The sequence below is a fragment of the Paraburkholderia kururiensis JCM 10599 = LMG 19447 genome (assembly GCF_003986935.1).
Lineage (GTDB): Bacteria > Pseudomonadota > Gammaproteobacteria > Burkholderiales > Burkholderiaceae > Paraburkholderia > Paraburkholderia kururiensis.
On the sequence record NZ_RJZE01000030.1, the window covers coordinates 1 to 16,114 of the forward strand.

At 63.7% G+C, this 16,114-nt stretch carries 12 protein-coding genes; 11 read left to right on the plus strand and 1 reads right to left on the minus strand.

The window, feature by feature from the left end:
* The 10 genes from PKKP23_RS28690 to PKKP23_RS28735 all read left to right on the plus strand — a co-directional run.
* Nucleotides 1–887, plus strand: an 887-nt coding sequence (locus PKKP23_RS28690; protein ID WP_138721043.1) for a DUF2345 domain-containing protein, incomplete at its 5' end; no start/stop codon positions are given.
* 73 nt (nt 888–960) lie between these two features.
* The gene (locus PKKP23_RS28695; RefSeq protein ID WP_240659170.1) at nt 961–3,381 is read left to right on the plus strand and encodes a hypothetical protein; all 2,421 of its coding nucleotides are present in this window, start codon (nt 961–963) and stop codon (nt 3,379–3,381) included.
* Nucleotides 3,378–4,109, plus strand: coding sequence for a hypothetical protein (locus tag PKKP23_RS28700; RefSeq protein WP_126879358.1), 732 nt, complete (start codon nt 3,378–3,380; stop codon nt 4,107–4,109). The genes PKKP23_RS28695 and PKKP23_RS28700 overlap by 4 nt, the downstream gene beginning before the upstream one ends.
* 28 nt (nt 4,110–4,137) lie before the next feature.
* On the plus strand, nt 4,138–4,398 hold the full coding sequence (locus PKKP23_RS28705) for a PAAR domain-containing protein (protein ID WP_126879359.1): 261 nt from the start codon (nt 4,138–4,140) through the stop codon (nt 4,396–4,398).
* Nucleotides 4,398–5,699 carry a hypothetical protein gene (locus tag PKKP23_RS28710; RefSeq protein WP_126879360.1) on the plus strand — a complete coding sequence of 434 codons (1,302 nt, stop codon included), beginning with the start codon at nt 4,398–4,400 and terminating at the stop codon, nt 5,697–5,699. Before PKKP23_RS28705 ends, PKKP23_RS28710 begins: the two co-directional genes overlap by 1 nt.
* On the plus strand, nt 5,659–9,330 hold the full coding sequence (locus PKKP23_RS28715; RefSeq protein ID WP_240659171.1) for an ImcF-related family protein: 3,672 nt from the start codon (nt 5,659–5,661) through the stop codon (nt 9,328–9,330). The genes PKKP23_RS28710 and PKKP23_RS28715 overlap by 41 nt, the downstream gene beginning before the upstream one ends.
* Nucleotides 9,327–11,198 (plus strand): type VI secretion system baseplate subunit TssF, encoded by a 1,872-nt coding sequence (tssF, locus tag PKKP23_RS28720; protein ID WP_126879361.1) that lies wholly within the window; start codon nt 9,327–9,329, stop codon nt 11,196–11,198. Before PKKP23_RS28715 ends, tssF begins: the two co-directional genes overlap by 4 nt.
* Nucleotides 11,198–11,713, plus strand: a complete 516-nt coding sequence (gene tssJ / locus PKKP23_RS28725; protein WP_126879362.1) for a type VI secretion system lipoprotein TssJ — start codon at nt 11,198–11,200, stop codon at nt 11,711–11,713. The genes tssF and tssJ overlap by 1 nt, the downstream gene beginning before the upstream one ends.
* A gap of 315 nt (nt 11,714–12,028) precedes the next feature.
* Nucleotides 12,029–13,219, plus strand: coding sequence for an NAD(P)H-dependent flavin oxidoreductase (locus PKKP23_RS28730; RefSeq protein WP_017775960.1), 1,191 nt, complete (start codon nt 12,029–12,031; stop codon nt 13,217–13,219).
* A 67-nt stretch (nt 13,220–13,286) separates the two neighbouring features.
* A complete protein-coding gene (locus tag PKKP23_RS28735; RefSeq protein WP_126879363.1) occupies nt 13,287–13,961 on the plus strand; it encodes an OmpW/AlkL family protein in 675 nt (224 codons plus the stop codon).
* A gap of 102 nt (nt 13,962–14,063) precedes the next feature.
* Here the strand turns inward: PKKP23_RS28735 and PKKP23_RS28740 are convergent, their stop codons facing one another.
* On the minus strand, nt 14,064–14,267 hold the full coding sequence (locus tag PKKP23_RS28740; RefSeq protein WP_126879364.1) for a DUF1289 domain-containing protein: 204 nt from the start codon (nt 14,265–14,267) through the stop codon (nt 14,064–14,066).
* Nucleotides 14,268–14,923: 656 nt separating this feature from the next.
* Here PKKP23_RS28740 and PKKP23_RS28745 point away from each other — a divergent pair.
* Nucleotides 14,924–16,024, plus strand: coding sequence for a polyamine ABC transporter substrate-binding protein (locus tag PKKP23_RS28745; protein ID WP_017775957.1), 1,101 nt, complete (start codon nt 14,924–14,926; stop codon nt 16,022–16,024).
* Nucleotides 16,025–16,114: the final 90 nt, after the last annotated feature.

A 16,114-nucleotide genomic window follows, 5' to 3' on the forward strand; every position in this document is an offset into this window, starting at 1 on the left:
ATGCCATCTGGCGCTCGCCGCTGCTCGGCGCGGAGATCGTGTTCAACGACCTGCGCGGCAAGGAGAGCGCGCGCATTGCAACGGTGTACAGCCAGGCGGCGTTCAACCAGGGGTATCTGCTCAACAGTAAAAAGCTTCCGCGTGGCGAAGGCTTCGAGATCACGACCAAAGGCTGGGGCACGGTGCGCGCGGCGAAGGGGCTGTTCCTCACGGCGGACGCGGCCGCCGGGGCGGATACGCCGCACCTGGAGATGCCGGCTGCCATCGCCCAGCTCAAGGCAGCGCTGCAGCGCGTGACGGATCTGGCGATGGCGACCACGCAGGCCGGCGCCGATGCGGCCGACCGTGCCACGCAGACGGCGTTGCTTGACGGACTGAACCAGCTTCGCGACGCGGGGCTGCTCGCGAGCGCGCCGGGCGGCATGGCGTTCGTGACGCCGAAATCGGTGCAGCACTCGGCGGGCGAAAGCGTGATCGTCACGGCGGGCAGGGACATGGACATGAGTGTCGTCAGGCGTCTGCGCATGGCAGCGGGCGACCTGATCTCGCTGTGCGCGCACAAGCTGGGTATCAATCTGACCGCAGCGAAAGGCAGGTTCACGGCAGCCGCGCTTACCGACGGCATGGATCTCTTCGCGCAGAAGCAGCTACGCATTGCCAGCGAGAACGCGGACGTGCAGGTGGCGGCGAAATCGAAGATCACGCTCAACAGCGGCGGCGCTTCGCTCGTCATCGAGGGCGGCAACATGACGTTCCACTGCCCCGGCGCGTTCACGGTCAAGGCGGCGGCGTTCACGTTCCAGGGGCCGGACAGCGCTCCTACGCCGTTGCCATCGCTGCCGAAGAGCAGCCTGAAGATTTCCGACCAGTACTCGTCGTCTCACTGAAGCCATGATCATCAGCCCTCCTTTCCTGCCCGCTGCGGGCCTTACATCTGACGACGCGTCTAAGCCGGACCCCATGATGGATACCGTCGACACGTTCGAGATCGGCCATCACGGAGTCTATCCGGTTGCCTTCGACCGGCGTTTTCATTGTGGCCTCCATCTGGATCCGGGCGAGCAGCACGAACCGGTGCGAGCGATCGCCGATGGCGAGGTGGTCGCTTACCGGGTCTGCATGAGAGCCCTGTCTGATGGCGCGAAAGATCCGACGAGCGGGCAACAATTGCTGAACTCGAATGCCGGATTCGTCCTGCTCAAGCACAAGACCGACACGGGTGACGGGCGCACGATTACGTTTTACTCGCTCTACATGCATCTGCTGGACATGACCAGTCAGCAGGAAATCGCGCCACAACCAAACACTCCGCCGGAGACCGGATCGGCCAACGCCCTCCCCAAATGGCTGCTCGACACAGCAGCGGGAAAGGATGGGGTCGTTCAGGCGGGAGGGACGAAGAAGGTGTATCGCAAGGACGTCCTCGGCTATGTCGGCCAGCATCAGGGCGTGCGGCATCTGCACTTCGAAATCTTCATGGCAGACGCCGACTTCATCGCCTGGTTCGATCAAGACGGCCATAAGGTTCAGCTAGGCGAAAAGCACCCCGTTCAGCCTACATCGAGCGATTGTTGGGGGCATTCCTATTTCGTCATTCACGGTCCGCAGGACTTTGTGGCACAGCCGGCAGGACTGCCTGAAACTTGGTTTCCTCCACTGCCAGGTGGCTCAATTGGTGAAAACGAATCACTTTACGTCGAAGCCTGGTTCAACAGGGGCCGACGTTATACGCGCGCGTGGATCGAGCGCGGCAACAGCGGCAATGTGACTTCGTTAACGCCAGCCCCCGTCGCTGACCCATACGACAATGGTACGAACAGCAACAACAAGCCAAAGCGGTACGAGTACGACCTGTATGACCGAGCGAAGGCACTTTATCCGGCGTGCCCGAGCGATGGCTATGAAATGCTGCGGTTTGGACGCGTCCTTTCGGAACAACAGATACTGTCGGGCACGGCTCTTAACACGTGGGTTGCGGTGCCATTCGACGAGAACGGAACGCAGGGCTATCTGAACATCGCACCGGACTCGATCATTAAGCTTTCTGATGCGGACTTCCCGTTCTTTAAGGACTGGCTAATGGTCGACGAGGACAATACGCCGTTCAATCACGATGGGCTGTGCGGCTACGACGAGCTTTGCCGTCTGACCGGCGTCGCTGATCCGCAGGTAACGTCCGGCATGATCCAGCCGCTCGAATTCGACAAGAACAACGATGACGGTACCAACCTGCAACTCGCAGGCTACGTGCAGAACGCGGAGGGCGTGCGCGAAAAGCTGAGGGGACTGGTGTGCAAGGCGCGCAGCGAGTGGGATCCGTTGGATAACAACAATCGCTATAAGGGTTTGAATGACCCAGATGGCTTCTTCGGAAAACAGAAGGACATCAACCCGGATGGCTATACCACGTTTATTGATTTCCTCAGCAAGCTCCAATTTCTCGACAGCACGCCGCTCGCCGGGCAAAAGCTGTGTTTTTTCCACCCATTGGCATTTATCCGGCATTTCAGGAGGTGTGGTTGGTTGAGTCAAAAGGAGCTTACCCATCTCCTGCCAAGAAACGTTGTACAAAAGGCGACGCCGTTTAAATGGCAGAAGGTTCATATTTCGAGTGCTGCGTCCATGCTATCCGTGGATAGTCAAAATGCAATTCAACGGCGTTTGGCGCTTAACAATGCAATCAGAAAATACGGGATCCAGTCACCCGTGCGCATGGCATCATTTATCGCGAATGCAGCTGAAGAAACGCAATGGTTTCAAAAATACCACGAGGGTTCGTCGTTTTGGTACGCTCCATGGGACGGGCGCGGGATGCTTCAACTTACGCATGCGACAAACTACATAAGATATTGGAGATTTAGAGGTATTGTTGTCAGTCAGGAGGTGGAGGATAATTTAAAATGCTACGCAGAGCTTGCCGATAACAATAGAGCCTTATTACAAAATGGTCGCAAAGGGATGAATGATCCGACGCATTCGCTTAGGGATGCAAGTACGCATATTTCGGCTAATTTTATAGAAAAAAGAGAGGCGACAACCAACGCGTTTGAGGCAGCGGATAGCGCAGGCTGTTATTGGATTTGGTCAGGTGCGGCTAGCTGTGCAGACGAGTACTGGAGTAATCAATCTAGTACATTAAATCCACTTGTCACTGATCACGGAACGAAATATTTCTATATAAATTCATCATTTGGCAAGGTCGCTGCCACGATAAATACCGGTAAACCCAATACCAATTATAGCGCGGTATGGGACAAGGAATCGCGATTTTTAGCATTCGCAAACGCACAAGTAATTTTATTTGATGTAGCAAGTTTTTTGCAACCTGACGGTAGTAAATCTCTTTATCCCGTCGGCTTTGGGCGTGTGGAGGAGCCGTGAATCGCTACGCATCTATTTTTATTGCCGGGTTGACATTGATTTTCTCGTTTTCCAGTATCGCTCTAGCAGATAACGGAACGGTGACGTTGGGGGATGGCGCCAGCGTGCTCGCGGCCGATGGGCCGACCTCTGTGCAAGTGAGAGTGGGTGAATGTCAGTTTTCGATTTCCATTAAAGAGGGGGAGCACATTAAATATAACAACCCGGAAGTTATTTTGTATCGTGCGAATGGTCGTGTGCCTGATCGAGATCTTCCGTTTGTTCGGCAAGCTCAGACGTATTCTGGATATGACTGGTGGTTTGAGAAACGTGGAAGCAGAAATGTGCCGTGGATCGGCTTCATGTGCGAAAGCGCTGAAAATTTCAAGTGGTATCCTGATTATATCGCCGCGGATTCCACACCGGCATTGCAGGATATCATGGATGAAAACGCCATAAATTGCCCAGCAGATTTTGTCAAGGGGAAATGGGTGTCCGCCTCGAAATCACTCAATCAGTTTACTTCGCTAAACGTTGCGGGGGGGCAAGGTTTTGTTGTCAATGCGTCGAATATCCTTAAGAAGGGCGATAAGGGAGCTCGATTTTGTTTTCTCAGTGGCGGTAATGTCCTGATTGGAGTGTCTGGAGGTAGAGCGGATCTCCTGAGGGAGGATGGCCCGGAAAATAGCTCTCTCCTCAATATTTTGAGAAGTATTGAATTTAAGTCTGACGTTGCGCCATTGAAGTAAAAAATCATAAACCACGGTTAAAAAATCTATGCAGTCCCCTATCCGAAAAGGTGACGAACTCGAACACGGTGGCGAAGTCACAGGCGGCTCACCGTGGTTCGAGGTGATGGGCCGCCCGCTCGCCCGCAAGGGCGACGAGGCGATCTGCGAGCAGCACGGGCCAACCACGATTGATGAGGGCTACGCCAAATTTCCTGATCGCGACGGCAAGGAGGTCGCCTTCCATCATTACCGCTGCGCGTGCGGCTGCCGTTTGCTCTCGTCGCTCATGAATTTCAACATCGAATAATGCCGGTCGATCTTTCTCCCGCCGGCCGCGCCAGCGCCTATCCGCCCAGAATGCGGTTCTGGCCATGGGGCGCTACGTGGTTCGTGTGTAACGTGTGCGGTCCCGCGATCGTGCTGCTTGCGTGGCCGAAGGGCGAGCGCGCAAGTGGCCTGGGGTTCTGGAGCTTGATGGTCGGTGCGCCGAACGGACTGTTCCTGGTTCTGTTCGGCTTTGCACGCGCGGGCTACGAGGTCCTGTGGTATCGCGCGCACTGGCGCAACCATCATCGTGAGCGGTGGCTCGCGGAGCAGGTCCGGCTCGCGCAGCGCCCGCTGCACGTACTTGACGCAGGCTACTGCCTGCCGCTCGCCGGCAAATCGCTTACCGACGTTCTCAGTGGCAAGCAGTCACTCCTGAAGATACAGAGCACCCGCCATGGCCCGGGCAAAGTCCTGTGCAACCGCTTTGAGGACGATGACCCGTTGCTGGCCAGCCTGCCCGTGGTGGCTGAAGAGGACAGCGAGGGCGACGACGCAGGAGCGCTGACGGAAGTCGCTCCCGCCGTCCGGATGATTCGTGTGGCGATTGAACCGCTGGCCGGGAGTATCCAGGCGTTGACCCGATACGAGAAGCGGTACTGGCCGCAGGTACGCGTGCTGGCGGAGCCGGAGACTGCGTGCCTGCGCGTGGCCCAGGTTCGTGAAGCGTTGCGGCTGGCCGCGCTACCGCCACTGGAGATCCAGTCCGTCGCCGCAACGGATGGTCTGCTGGTAGCGGATGGCTGGCTCGATGCGCGCGAGCGCCGTCCGCTTCTGGCGGTCGCGGCCGCCTGGTACGACGATGCCATTGATGAGGGCTGTGCTGAAGGTTGTGCCGCCGTACTGCTCGATCCCGGCTACTTCAGGCTCCCGCCGGAAGTCAGCCGCAAGGCTGCGCTGCACCGGCCCGTCCAGGCAACCGAAGGCGAGACTGAACACGGCTTCGCGAATGCCGCGCTCTGGGGTGCCGTCAGGGCTGCGGCGGTGGCACGCGCGTGGATCACCGGTCCGGTGCAGCACTGCGACCGTGCCCTGGCTGCCGCGGGCTTTGAGGCCGCATCGAAGGACGCCGCACAGTACCGGCTCGATCGCCTTGTCGGCAACCTGGGCGCGGCAAATGGTCTTCTCGCCATTGCTGCTGCCATCGAGGTCAACGCTGCGGACGGCCCCCAGATGATTGTGGACGGCCTGCAGTCCGCCATCCTCCACGTGTTACCTGAACAACAAACCAACGCTCCCACGGATGACGACTCCCAAAAACAACATGAAGAACATGGAGCCTGACGCCGCTGCCGGCAAACCGGCTCCCAGGGGCGTGGCGATCTGGGGCATGCCTCTCGCCGCGCTCGTGCTTGCCGTTGCCGCGCTCCTGCTGGTCTGGTTCGGCAGTGACCGTATTGGCATCGCGGACGGCGCACCTCGTACGCGGCTGTTGATCGCCATCCCGATCGTGCTGGTCGTCATCGTGACCGCCCATCTGTTCGCCGTGTCGACGGGCGCATATGGGGCAACCGCAAGACTGTTCCGCGTTGAAACCGGCGATTACACGAAGGCCGCGAAGCCACTCAGGCGCGACGCACGTCTGCAACGCCTGTACGAGGAACTGCGCGTCTCGCACGGCTGGTTCTGGCGCGGCCGCCTGCGCTGGCTGCTGGTGAACGGTACAGACGAACGTGTCGAACAGGTCGCGCCAGGCCTGAAGCAGGCGGCCGTCATGCAGGTAGGCGAAACGGTTCTCGTGCACGCCTCACCGGACGGCATCGACCCGGCGAAGTGGCTGGACCAGATCCGGCGGCTGCGCTGGCACCGGCCGGTCGATGGCATCGTGCATGTCGCGCGCGCTAATGATCCGGACACCGAACTGCCGCGCAGGCTGTCGGCCATCGCCACGGCGCTGCGCTGGGCCGCGCCCGTCACGTTCCTGCATCCGGTCGAGGCGCAGGGTCACCCGCCTGAACAGTTCGAGCCAGTGGGTACGTTTCTGCCCGGCGGTTCACGTAGGCAGGCACAGGCGGCGGCTGGCCGCGCGCCTGCGTTGCTGGGCCAGGCGCAACGCAGGACGGCCGACATCGGCGTGTCGCAGGCAGGCGCGCCGCTCTGGATGAGGTGGATGCTGGAGGTCTCGAAGTATGTCGGCGACCACGCAGAGCACATCGCCGCGAGCCTCGGGGCACTGGCCTCATCGAACTGGCTGCGCGCACCGCTGGCAGGTGTCGTGTTCGCGCCTGTCTTTGAAGGCACGTCGCCCGTGCCGGTACCGGTCGTTGATCGCGAGAATCCGACCGGACAGGGAACCGGGACGCCCCCGGCAGCCCAGCCCGCGCCCGTGAGCCTCGTCACGCCGCTCCAGCCCCGGGCGCTGGTCCCGGTGTGGAAACAGATTGCCGCCTCGATGCCGGCCTACCACGGCCGCCGCACCGGGCTGTACTGGCCCAACCTGCTCGCGACATGCGTGCTGGCCGCCGCCGTCGTGTGGACGGTGCTGCTCATGGTGTCCGGTCTCGGCAACCGTGCCCTGGTGCATGACGCCCAGACGGCTGCGGAGGCCGCACTTGCGGCCACCCCCGGCACACCCGATGCGCTGCGTGCACAGCTCGCCCTCCAGAACTGCATCGCGACCCTCGAATACCGCCAGCAGCACGGCGCGCCGTGGTACCTGCGTGCGGGCCTTTCGCACAACGACGACCTTCTGGCAGCACTGTGGCAGCCCTACCAGACCGTCGCCATCCGCAACCTGCGCCAGCCGGTCGCGCAGGCGTTCGAAGGGCAGCTCGCCCAGCTCTCGCAGGTCCGTGCCGACGAGCAGCAGAGCCACGACGCGCAACAGCGCGCCTACAACCGCCTCAAGGCCTATCTCATGCTCGCCACGCCGGCCCGTACCGACGCACCGTTCCTCAAGGCGCAGATGCTCGAGGTCTGGCCCGCGCTCGCCGGCATGCGCGCGGGCGAATGGCTCGATGTCTCGCAGCAACTCGCGGGCTTCTGGTCCGCTCACCTCAGGGCGCATCCGGAGTGGCGGTTGAACGCGTCGGCGCCGCTCGTCACGCAGATGCGCTCGACGCTCGTGAACCAGATCGGCCTCGCGGCCAGCGACGACGTGCTCTACCAGCGCGTGCTCGGCGAGGCGCGCGGCCGGTACGCCGATGTGTCGCTCGCCACGCTGCTGGCCGGCGCCGATGCGCACGGTCTCTTCACGACCACGCAGACGGTGCCGGGCGTCTTCACACGGGCGGCCTGGGAAGGCGTGGTCGAAAAGGCCATCGACGACGCCGTGAAAGGACAGCATGTCGAGGGCGACTGGGTACTGACCGGCGAGCAGCCTACGGCGCGCGTCAATGCCACCACCGTGGAAGGCGCGGTCGGGTCGGCGCAGGCCGAAGCGGAAGCAAGACAGGGCGCGGTCGCCCTGAAAAAGCGGCTGCGCGAGCGCTATTTCACCGACTACACGACCGCCTGGGCAGGCATGCTCAACAGCTTCCAGTGGCTGCCCGCCAACAGCTTCTCTGCGGTGATCGACCAGCTCACGCGCCTGACCGACGCACAGACCTCGCCGCTGCTCGCGGTCATGAAGTCGGTGCAGTATCAGGGCGAGGCGGGCCGTCCCTCGCAGGCCCTCACCGATACGCTCGTGCGCAGGGCGCAGGGTCTGTTCGACGGCGGCGACAGCAACGCGACGCAGGCGTCCGTGGTGAATCCGCTGGACCGCACGTTCGGTCCGCTGCTCGCGCTGATGGGCGCGGCAAACGCGGCGCCGCCAGCCGCGGGGAACAGCCAGGCGGCCAATGGCACGAATGCCGCCGCGTTCAGCGGCGTGAGCCTCCCGCGCGTGCTGACCGCCGACACGACCGTGCGCCTGAAGCTGCAGCAGATCCAGTCGAGCCCGGACGCGCAGGCGATGGCGCGTGCGCTTGCGCAGGCCGTGTTCCAGGGCAAGCTCTCCGATCTCACGCAGGCTCGCGACGACGCGGCGCTGACCGCTGCGAGTCTCGGCGCGCAGTGGGCGGGGTTCGGGCAGACGATGTTCGTGCAGCCGCTCGACGCGGCATGGGAGGCCGTTTTGCAGCCCGCGGCCGCGAGCCTGAACGAGGCATGGCGCGCGGGTGTCGCGGCCCCGTTCGCCTCGACGTTCGCCTCGCGCTATCCGTTCTCGCCGACGGCGGCGGATGCATCGTTTGCGGAATTTGGCCGTTACGTACGGCCCGATACGGGGCTCGTCAACCGCTTCATCCAGGTCGAGCTGTCGGGTGTGCTGAAGCGGCAGGGCGACCAGTGGGTGCCGAACGAACTCGCGCCGCAGTCGCTGCAGTTCGATCCGAAGTTTCTCGCCATGCTGCGCCTGATCGGTCCGATGGGTGCACGTCTCTATGCGCAGGGCGAGGCCAGCTACCGCTTCGCGCTCATGCCGCAGTCCACGCCGGGCGTGACGCGCACGGAGCTTTCCGTCGACGGCCACCGCGTCGCCTACTTCAACCAGCAGGAAGCATGGACGCCGTTTGCCTGGCCGGGCGACGGCCTGCACGGCCAGGCGTCGCTGACGTGGCAGACGCTGAACGCAGGGGTGCGTATCGCCTTCGACAGCACCGGCGATTGGGCCTTCCTGCGCATGCTGGAGAAAGCCCAGGTGAGGGCACTCGACGATACGCGCTACGAACTGGCCTGGAACAGCGCGGCAGGCGGCGATGATGCAAAAACCGCTTCGGCTGCGAGTGACGCCCGTACCGCCAGTGCTGTCACGAACCCCGATGCACCGCCACCGCTGCGCTACCTGCTGCGCGTGCAGGCGGGCGCAGGGCCGCTGGAACTGCTCAAGCTGCGCGGCTTCCGGATGCCGGAGCGCATCTTCGTGACCGGCCGAGCGGGCGTGATCGCTGGCCTCCCATCGCTGCCGCCATTGCCGCCGGAGCTGCAGCCGTGAGCGCACCGTGGAAACTGTTCCAGCAGGAAGAAGCGAGTCCGCTGCTGCGCTATTTCGATGCCGAGATGCGCTATCTGCGCGAGGCCGGCCGCGAGTTCGCACGCGCCCAGCCCGACGCCGCGCGGCGCCTGGGCATGCAGCCAGGCCCGGCGCGTGGCGAGGAGGACGGACCGGTCCGGGCGGTCAGTGAAGGCTTCGCGCTGCTCGTGGCACGGCTGCGCATGAAGCTCGACGACGGGATGCCGGAAGTCACCGAAGGGCTGCTCGACAACCTCTACGGGCACATGGCGCGCCCGGTTCCGTCGCTGTCCATCATCGAATGTTTGCCCCTGCAGCGCGGCGGTTCGATGACGGCGAGCATTCCTGCCGGAGCCGTGGTGCGCTCGGCGCCCGTCGGCCCCGATGCGGTGCGCTGCCCGTTCCGCACGACGCAGGCGGTCGACCTGCTGCCGCTCTCAGTCGACGACGCAACCGTGGCGGTCCGTGCGGACGGGCGGACGGTCATCCGCCTCACGCTGGGCCTCTGGTTCGGGGACCAGCGCGAGCATGTGGACCTGTCGCGCATCCGCTTGTACCTGCATGGCCAGCGTGCGGCCGCCGCGGCACTGTATGTGGCGCTTACTCGCCAGGTTGCGTCGGTCGGCCTGCGCTTGCCGTCCGTGCGTGACGGCGAGCTTCAGCCACTCGACGGTGTGCGTTTCGAGCCGTCAGGCTTCGGTCCGCCCACGCGGCTGTGGCCAGTCATGGACGCCGCGCGCAACGAGGCACTCGATCGCGAACAGACACTGCTCGAGTATTTCGTGTTCCCGCAGAAATTCCACTTCGTCGACCTGTGCGGCTTCGACAGTGCGATGGTGCCGGCGAACGAAACGCGCCTGACCTTCGAGTTCGAACTGGACGGTCGCATGCCCGGCGACCAGCCGGTGGGCCGCGACAGCTTCCGGCTCTTCTGCACGCCGGTCATCAACCTGTTCGAGGTGGACGCGCTGCCGCTGCATCCGGCCGGCTGGCACGACACCGAACACCGCGTGCGCGTGCACCCGGCGCTGGAGGATCACGTCGAGCCCTACGACCTGCTCACGGTGACGGCCGCCGACCCGGAGGGCAGCGCCCGGCATGCCTACACGCCATTCACGAGCTTCCGGCATCGCGGCTGGATGCTGCGCTACGACAACCCCGAGCGGTACTTCCATACCGCGACGCGCCACGGCGCGGTGGGACGCGAGCTGTGGGTGACGCTGGCCGGTCAGCTGTGGGCGGGGACGTATGGCGACGCACACGGCGATGAGGACCGTCCCCAACCGGACCACCACGTGATGGTGCGCGCGCTCGCGAACAACGGACGCCTGCCGCGCCTCGCGCTCGCGCAGGCGACGATCACGGAGACCGTCACCGGCTTTACCGGCATCGCATCGGTACGCAACCTGACCGCGCCCAGCCTGCCGCAGTACCCGCCGCGCGACTACCCGGGCTATGACTGGCGCGTGCTGGGCCACTACACCGCGAACGGCGCGAACGAATTCAACCGGATGCTCGTGGAGGGCGCTCCGGTGCTGCGCGAGGTGCTCGAACTCTACGACTGGGCGCCCGACGACACGATCTCGCGGCGTATCGATGCGATCCGGTCGGTGCGTTTCTCGCAGGAGCAGACCACCCGGCGCAGGGACGTGTTGCCGGTCGTGCGCGTCCATGTCGAACTCGATGCGGGTGGTTTCGACGGACCGGGCGACGTCGTGCTGTTCGGTGACGTGCTGGGCCATTTCCTCGGGCGTTACGCGAGCCTGCAGTATTCCGTGCAACTGGCGCTGACGGTCGATGGCGAGGAAACGCTCTGGCCGGGCACCGACTGGAAGGGAGCCGCATTCTGATGACAACGTGGATCGAGCGATACGCAGCCGGCGTGATTCTCGCGCTGACGGTTTCCGCATGCGGGACGTGGCAGTCGGTGAAGGACGGCGCCGTGAGCGTCACACGCGCGGTGTTCGAGACGAAGGTCGAGCAGATGAACCTGGAGATCACGGCGCTCGCTGCGCTGAACCCGGACGCGCACGGCGTGCCGCTGCCGGTCGTGCTGCGCATCGTCCAGTTGAAGGACGGGAAGGCATTCGCCACGGCGACCCCGGCGCAGATGCTCGAAGGCAGCGAGGCGTTGAAGGCCGCAACACTCTGGAGCCGCGACGTGACACTGGGGCCGGGGCAGACAGTCAGAGTGTCCGAGCCGATCGGCGATGCCGCGAATTATGTGGGGGTGGCGGCCTTCTTCCGCGATACGGCCAGTGCCGAATGGTCCGTGCTCGTGCCGAAATCGCAGTGGAAGAAGACGGATCCGGTGAGGCTGGTGGCTGCGGACCGCACGCTGGAAATCGAGGCCGGGCGAAGGTGAACGTCGTGTATTGGCGCCTGTGGCGGCGATCCGGCCGCCCGCGTCGCTCACGGCGCCGACGGTGACTGCGGAGCGGTCTCCGACGATGCGGCCGGCGACCTGAACCGGCCGCGCTCACAGGGCACCCCCCCCCCCGGCTTTCCACTACACCAAAAACTTGGCAAGCGCGCCGTTTCGCCGCCGTTGCCGACATGACGCCGATCAACAACCGGCGATTTTTCCGCCCGTCCGCAGGAGTCGTTGATTTTGCGCAAAGCGCGTCTGTCGCGTCACGCGATCATGGCGGCTTCGTCACCAAAGAAGCGGGCACCCCTCATGTTTCCATCTCACCCGTTCGCGCCGCTCAGAATTCGCGGCCGCGCGCTGTTGCCCATCGTGCAGGGCGGCATGGGCGTCGGCATTTCGGCTCATCGGCTCGCCGGCAGCGTGGCGCGCGAAGGCGCGGTCGGCACGATTGCGAGCATCGACCTGCGCCACCATCACCCCGATCTGCTCGACATGTGCCGTGCGGACCCGCGGCGCGAGACGCTGGAGCGCGCAAACCTGATCGCGCTCGCCCGCGAGATCGAAGGCGCGAAGCGGCTCTCGGAAGGCCACGGCATGATCGCGGTCAACGTGATGAAAGCGGTGAGCGCGCACGCCGACTACGTGCGCGCGGCTTGCGAGAACGGCGCCCACGCCATCGTGATGGGCGCCGGTCTGCCGCTCGATCTGCCCGACCTCACGCAGGGTCACGACATCGCGCTGATCCCCATTCTCTCGGATGCTCGCGGCATCGCGCTCGTGCTCAAGAAGTGGATGAAGAAGGGCCGCTTGCCGGACGCGGTCGTTATCGAGCATCCCGCCCACGCGGGCGGCCACCTCGGCGTGACCAATCTTTCCGAAATGAACGACGAGCGTTTCTCGTTCGAGCGGATTTTCGCCGAGCTCGATCCCGTTTTCACCTCGCTCGGTCTGCGTCGCGAAGACGTGCCGTTGATCGTGGCGGGCGGCATCAATAGCCACGAGGCCGTGCGCAAGTGGCTGGCGGCCGGCGCGAACGGCGTGCAGGTCGGCACGCCTTTTGCGGTGACGGAGGAGGGCGACGCGCATCCGAACTTCAAGCGGGTGCTGGCCGATGCGCGTCCCGAAGACATCGTCGAGTTCGTGAGCGTGACGGGGCTGCCTGCGCGCGCGGTGAAGACGCCATGGCTCGCGCGCTACCTGCGCAACGAGTCGCGCATTCGCGCCAAGATCGGCAGCATCAAGAATGCGTGCCCCACGGCGCTCGAATGCCTCTCGGTGTGTGGCCTGCGCGACGGCGTGGAAAAGTTCGGCCACTTCTGTATCGACACGCGTCTTGCCGCCGCGCTGCGCGGCGACGTCGCCAATGGGCTCTTCTTCCGCGGCCGCGAGTCGCTGCCGTTCGGCAACGCCATTCGCAGCGTGCGCGAGCTCATTGAACTCTTGCTGACGGGCGTGGCGCGACCGGCTGTCGCACGATCGGGGGCGTTTGCGCTGGCTTGATAAACGTCAAATCTCCGTGGCAATAAGCCCTACAGAATGCAAGGGCATTTTGACCACGGGGAAAGACATGCAAAAGCTCATCAAGACCCTTGCCGCTTCAGCCTGTGTGCTTGGCGCGGCATTCGCCGCCCCGGCGGCCAACGCGGCAGACGCCGCCACCACCACGCCGGACGCGGTGTCCGACGCCACCAGCGGCGGCATTCATGCCGGCGACTGGCTGGTACGTCTGCGCGCCATCAGCATCGAACCGAATGCACGCACGAGCGATACGCTCTCCGCGCTGAACGTCGATGTGAACAACGCGATCGTGCCGGAACTCGACTTCACCTACATGATCCGCGACTACCTGGGCGTCGAGCTGATTCTCGGCACGTCGCGCCATCAGGTCACCTCGAGCCTCGGCAACCTGGGCGGTGTCGGCGTGCTGCCGCCCACGCTGCTGCTGCAATACCACTTCAACCATGCGGGCAAGGTTCGCCCGTACGTGGGCGCCGGCGTGAACTACACGCTCTTCTACAACAACGGCTTGCATGCGGGCGGCTCGCAGATCTCCGTTGGCAACCACAGCTTCGGTCCGGCGCTGCAGGCCGGTATCGACATCCAGGTGACGAAGAAGATCTTCGCCAACGTGGACATCAAGAAGATCTGGATGAAGACGGATGCGTCGCTCAACGGCGCGTCGCTCGGCACGCTCCACATCGACCCGCTCGTGGTGGGCGTGGGCGTCGGTATGAAGTTTTGACCGACAGGCGCAACGCAAACGCGCCACAGAGCGCGTTCAGGGGGGAACAAAAACGCCGGGGAAACCCGGCGTTTTTTTAATTTCTGCTGAGGCTACAGGCGCCTATAGCTTGTCGTACTTGAAGCGCATTGCCGTGCCTTCGCGCTGGATGCGTTCCCAGACGGCGTGCTTTTCGTCGTCGCTCATGAAGACCCAGTTCGAGACCTCGGCGGCCGTGCGTCCGCAGCCCTTGCAGATCTCGTCGAAAAGCGTCGAGCAGACGCCGATGCAGGGGCTGTCGGGAAGGTCGTGCAGATTGGAGGTCATCGGGAAGAATTCAGGGGATATCCAGCGAACATCGGCAAGTGCCGCTATGGTAACCGATGGCCCAAACGCCTCTCGCGCGGTAGGGATATCGGGCCGCGCTGCGTGGGCCATCAGATAGGGCGACGCGGCGACCGACGCGCGCCACGGTTGCCGCACCGCGGTGGTGCAATCCGCTTTCGCGTCTGTGCCCGCTCTGTGCCCCCGTTCGGCCGGCAGTCAGGCCTCGCAGCCGGCCTCATTGCCGGCCTCGCATTTGCCACCGCTTTTGCCACTGCATTTGCCACCGCATTTGCCACCACCCGCCAGGCTTTTTTCGCAGTAGACACCGTCGCATAACCCGATAAAATTGCGCCCGATTTGCGCGTCTCTCCGGCTTGCTTCCCCGGTCGCCGGACGAGACGCCGCCGGCCGGCAAGCAGGCGCCCGTCACCTCACCCTCGGGGGCAGGGCAGCCCGAGGAGCGGCTTGGGCAAAGGCTGTGCCGTATCCGCGACACCCGGGCATTTTTTTTGTCGCGGACAACGATTAGTGGTACGTTTCGGGTTTTTCGGAGGAGCCGCACCGGTCACGGCGCGGCGTCAGGCGGGGTCAAACAGGATCAAGCGGCATCGAGCGGGATCAAGCACCGGCACGATGCCGGTCACATGGAGAACGGGATGAAGAAACAGGTGGTGGGCCAGCTGGCGGCGCTCGTGCTGTGCGCGGTGCCCTTTGCGACGGCGATGGCGAAGGATACGCAACTCAACGTGTACAACTGGTCCGATTACATCGCCAAGGACACGATCCCGAACTTCGAGAAACAGACCGGCGTGAAGGTCCGCTACGACAACTACGACAGCGACGACACGCTGCAGGCCAAGCTCCTCACCGGCAATTCCGGCTACGACATCGTCGTGCCGACCAGCAACTACGCGGGCAAGCAGATCGCCGCCGGCATCTTCGCGCCGCTCGACAAGTCGAAGCTGCCGAACCTCAAGTACCTCGATCCCCAACTGATGAATCTCGTGGCGGGCGCGGACCCGGGCAACAAGTACGCCGTGCCCTGGGCATGGGGCACGACGGGCCTCGGCTACAACGTGACGAAGGTGCAGCAGATTCTCGGCAAGAACGTTCCGCTCGATAACTGGGACATCCTTTTCAAGCCCGAGAACATTTCGAAGCTGAAGGCCTGCGGCGTGTCGGTGCTCGATGCCCCCGACCAGATGTTCGCCGCGGCGCTCCATTACATCGGCAAAGACCCGATGAGCCACAACCCGGACGACTATCGCGCCGCGCTCGCGATGCTCAAGAAGATCCGGCCGTACATCACGCAGTTCAACTCGTCGGGCTACATCAACGACATGGTGGGCGGCGACGTCTGCTTCACCTACGGCTGGTCGGGCGACGTGGTGATCGCCAAGCACCGCGCGATCGACGCGAAGAAACCCTACAAGATCGAGTACTTCATTCCGAAGGGCGGCGCGCCGATCTGGTTTGACGTGATGACCATTCCGAAGGACGCGGCCCACAAGGAAGCTGCGCTCGAGTGGATCAACTACATCGAAACGCCGCAGGTCCACGCCGCCATCACAAATGCCGTCTACTATCCGAGCGCCAATGCCGAGGCGCGCAAGTACGTGGACAAGGACATCGCGAACGACCCGGCCATCTACCCGCCCGCGGACGTCGTGAAGACGCTGTTCCTGTTGAAGCCGCTGCCGCCTGAAATCCAGCGGCTGCAAACGCGCCTGTGGACGGAATTCAAGTCCGGCCGCTGATGTGGCGGTCATGGCAGCGGCCGCGCGAGAGGCGCTAGCCGCCATGCAACCACGAGGCCCCCGGTGTCCGCCGGGGGCTTTGTTCGTCAA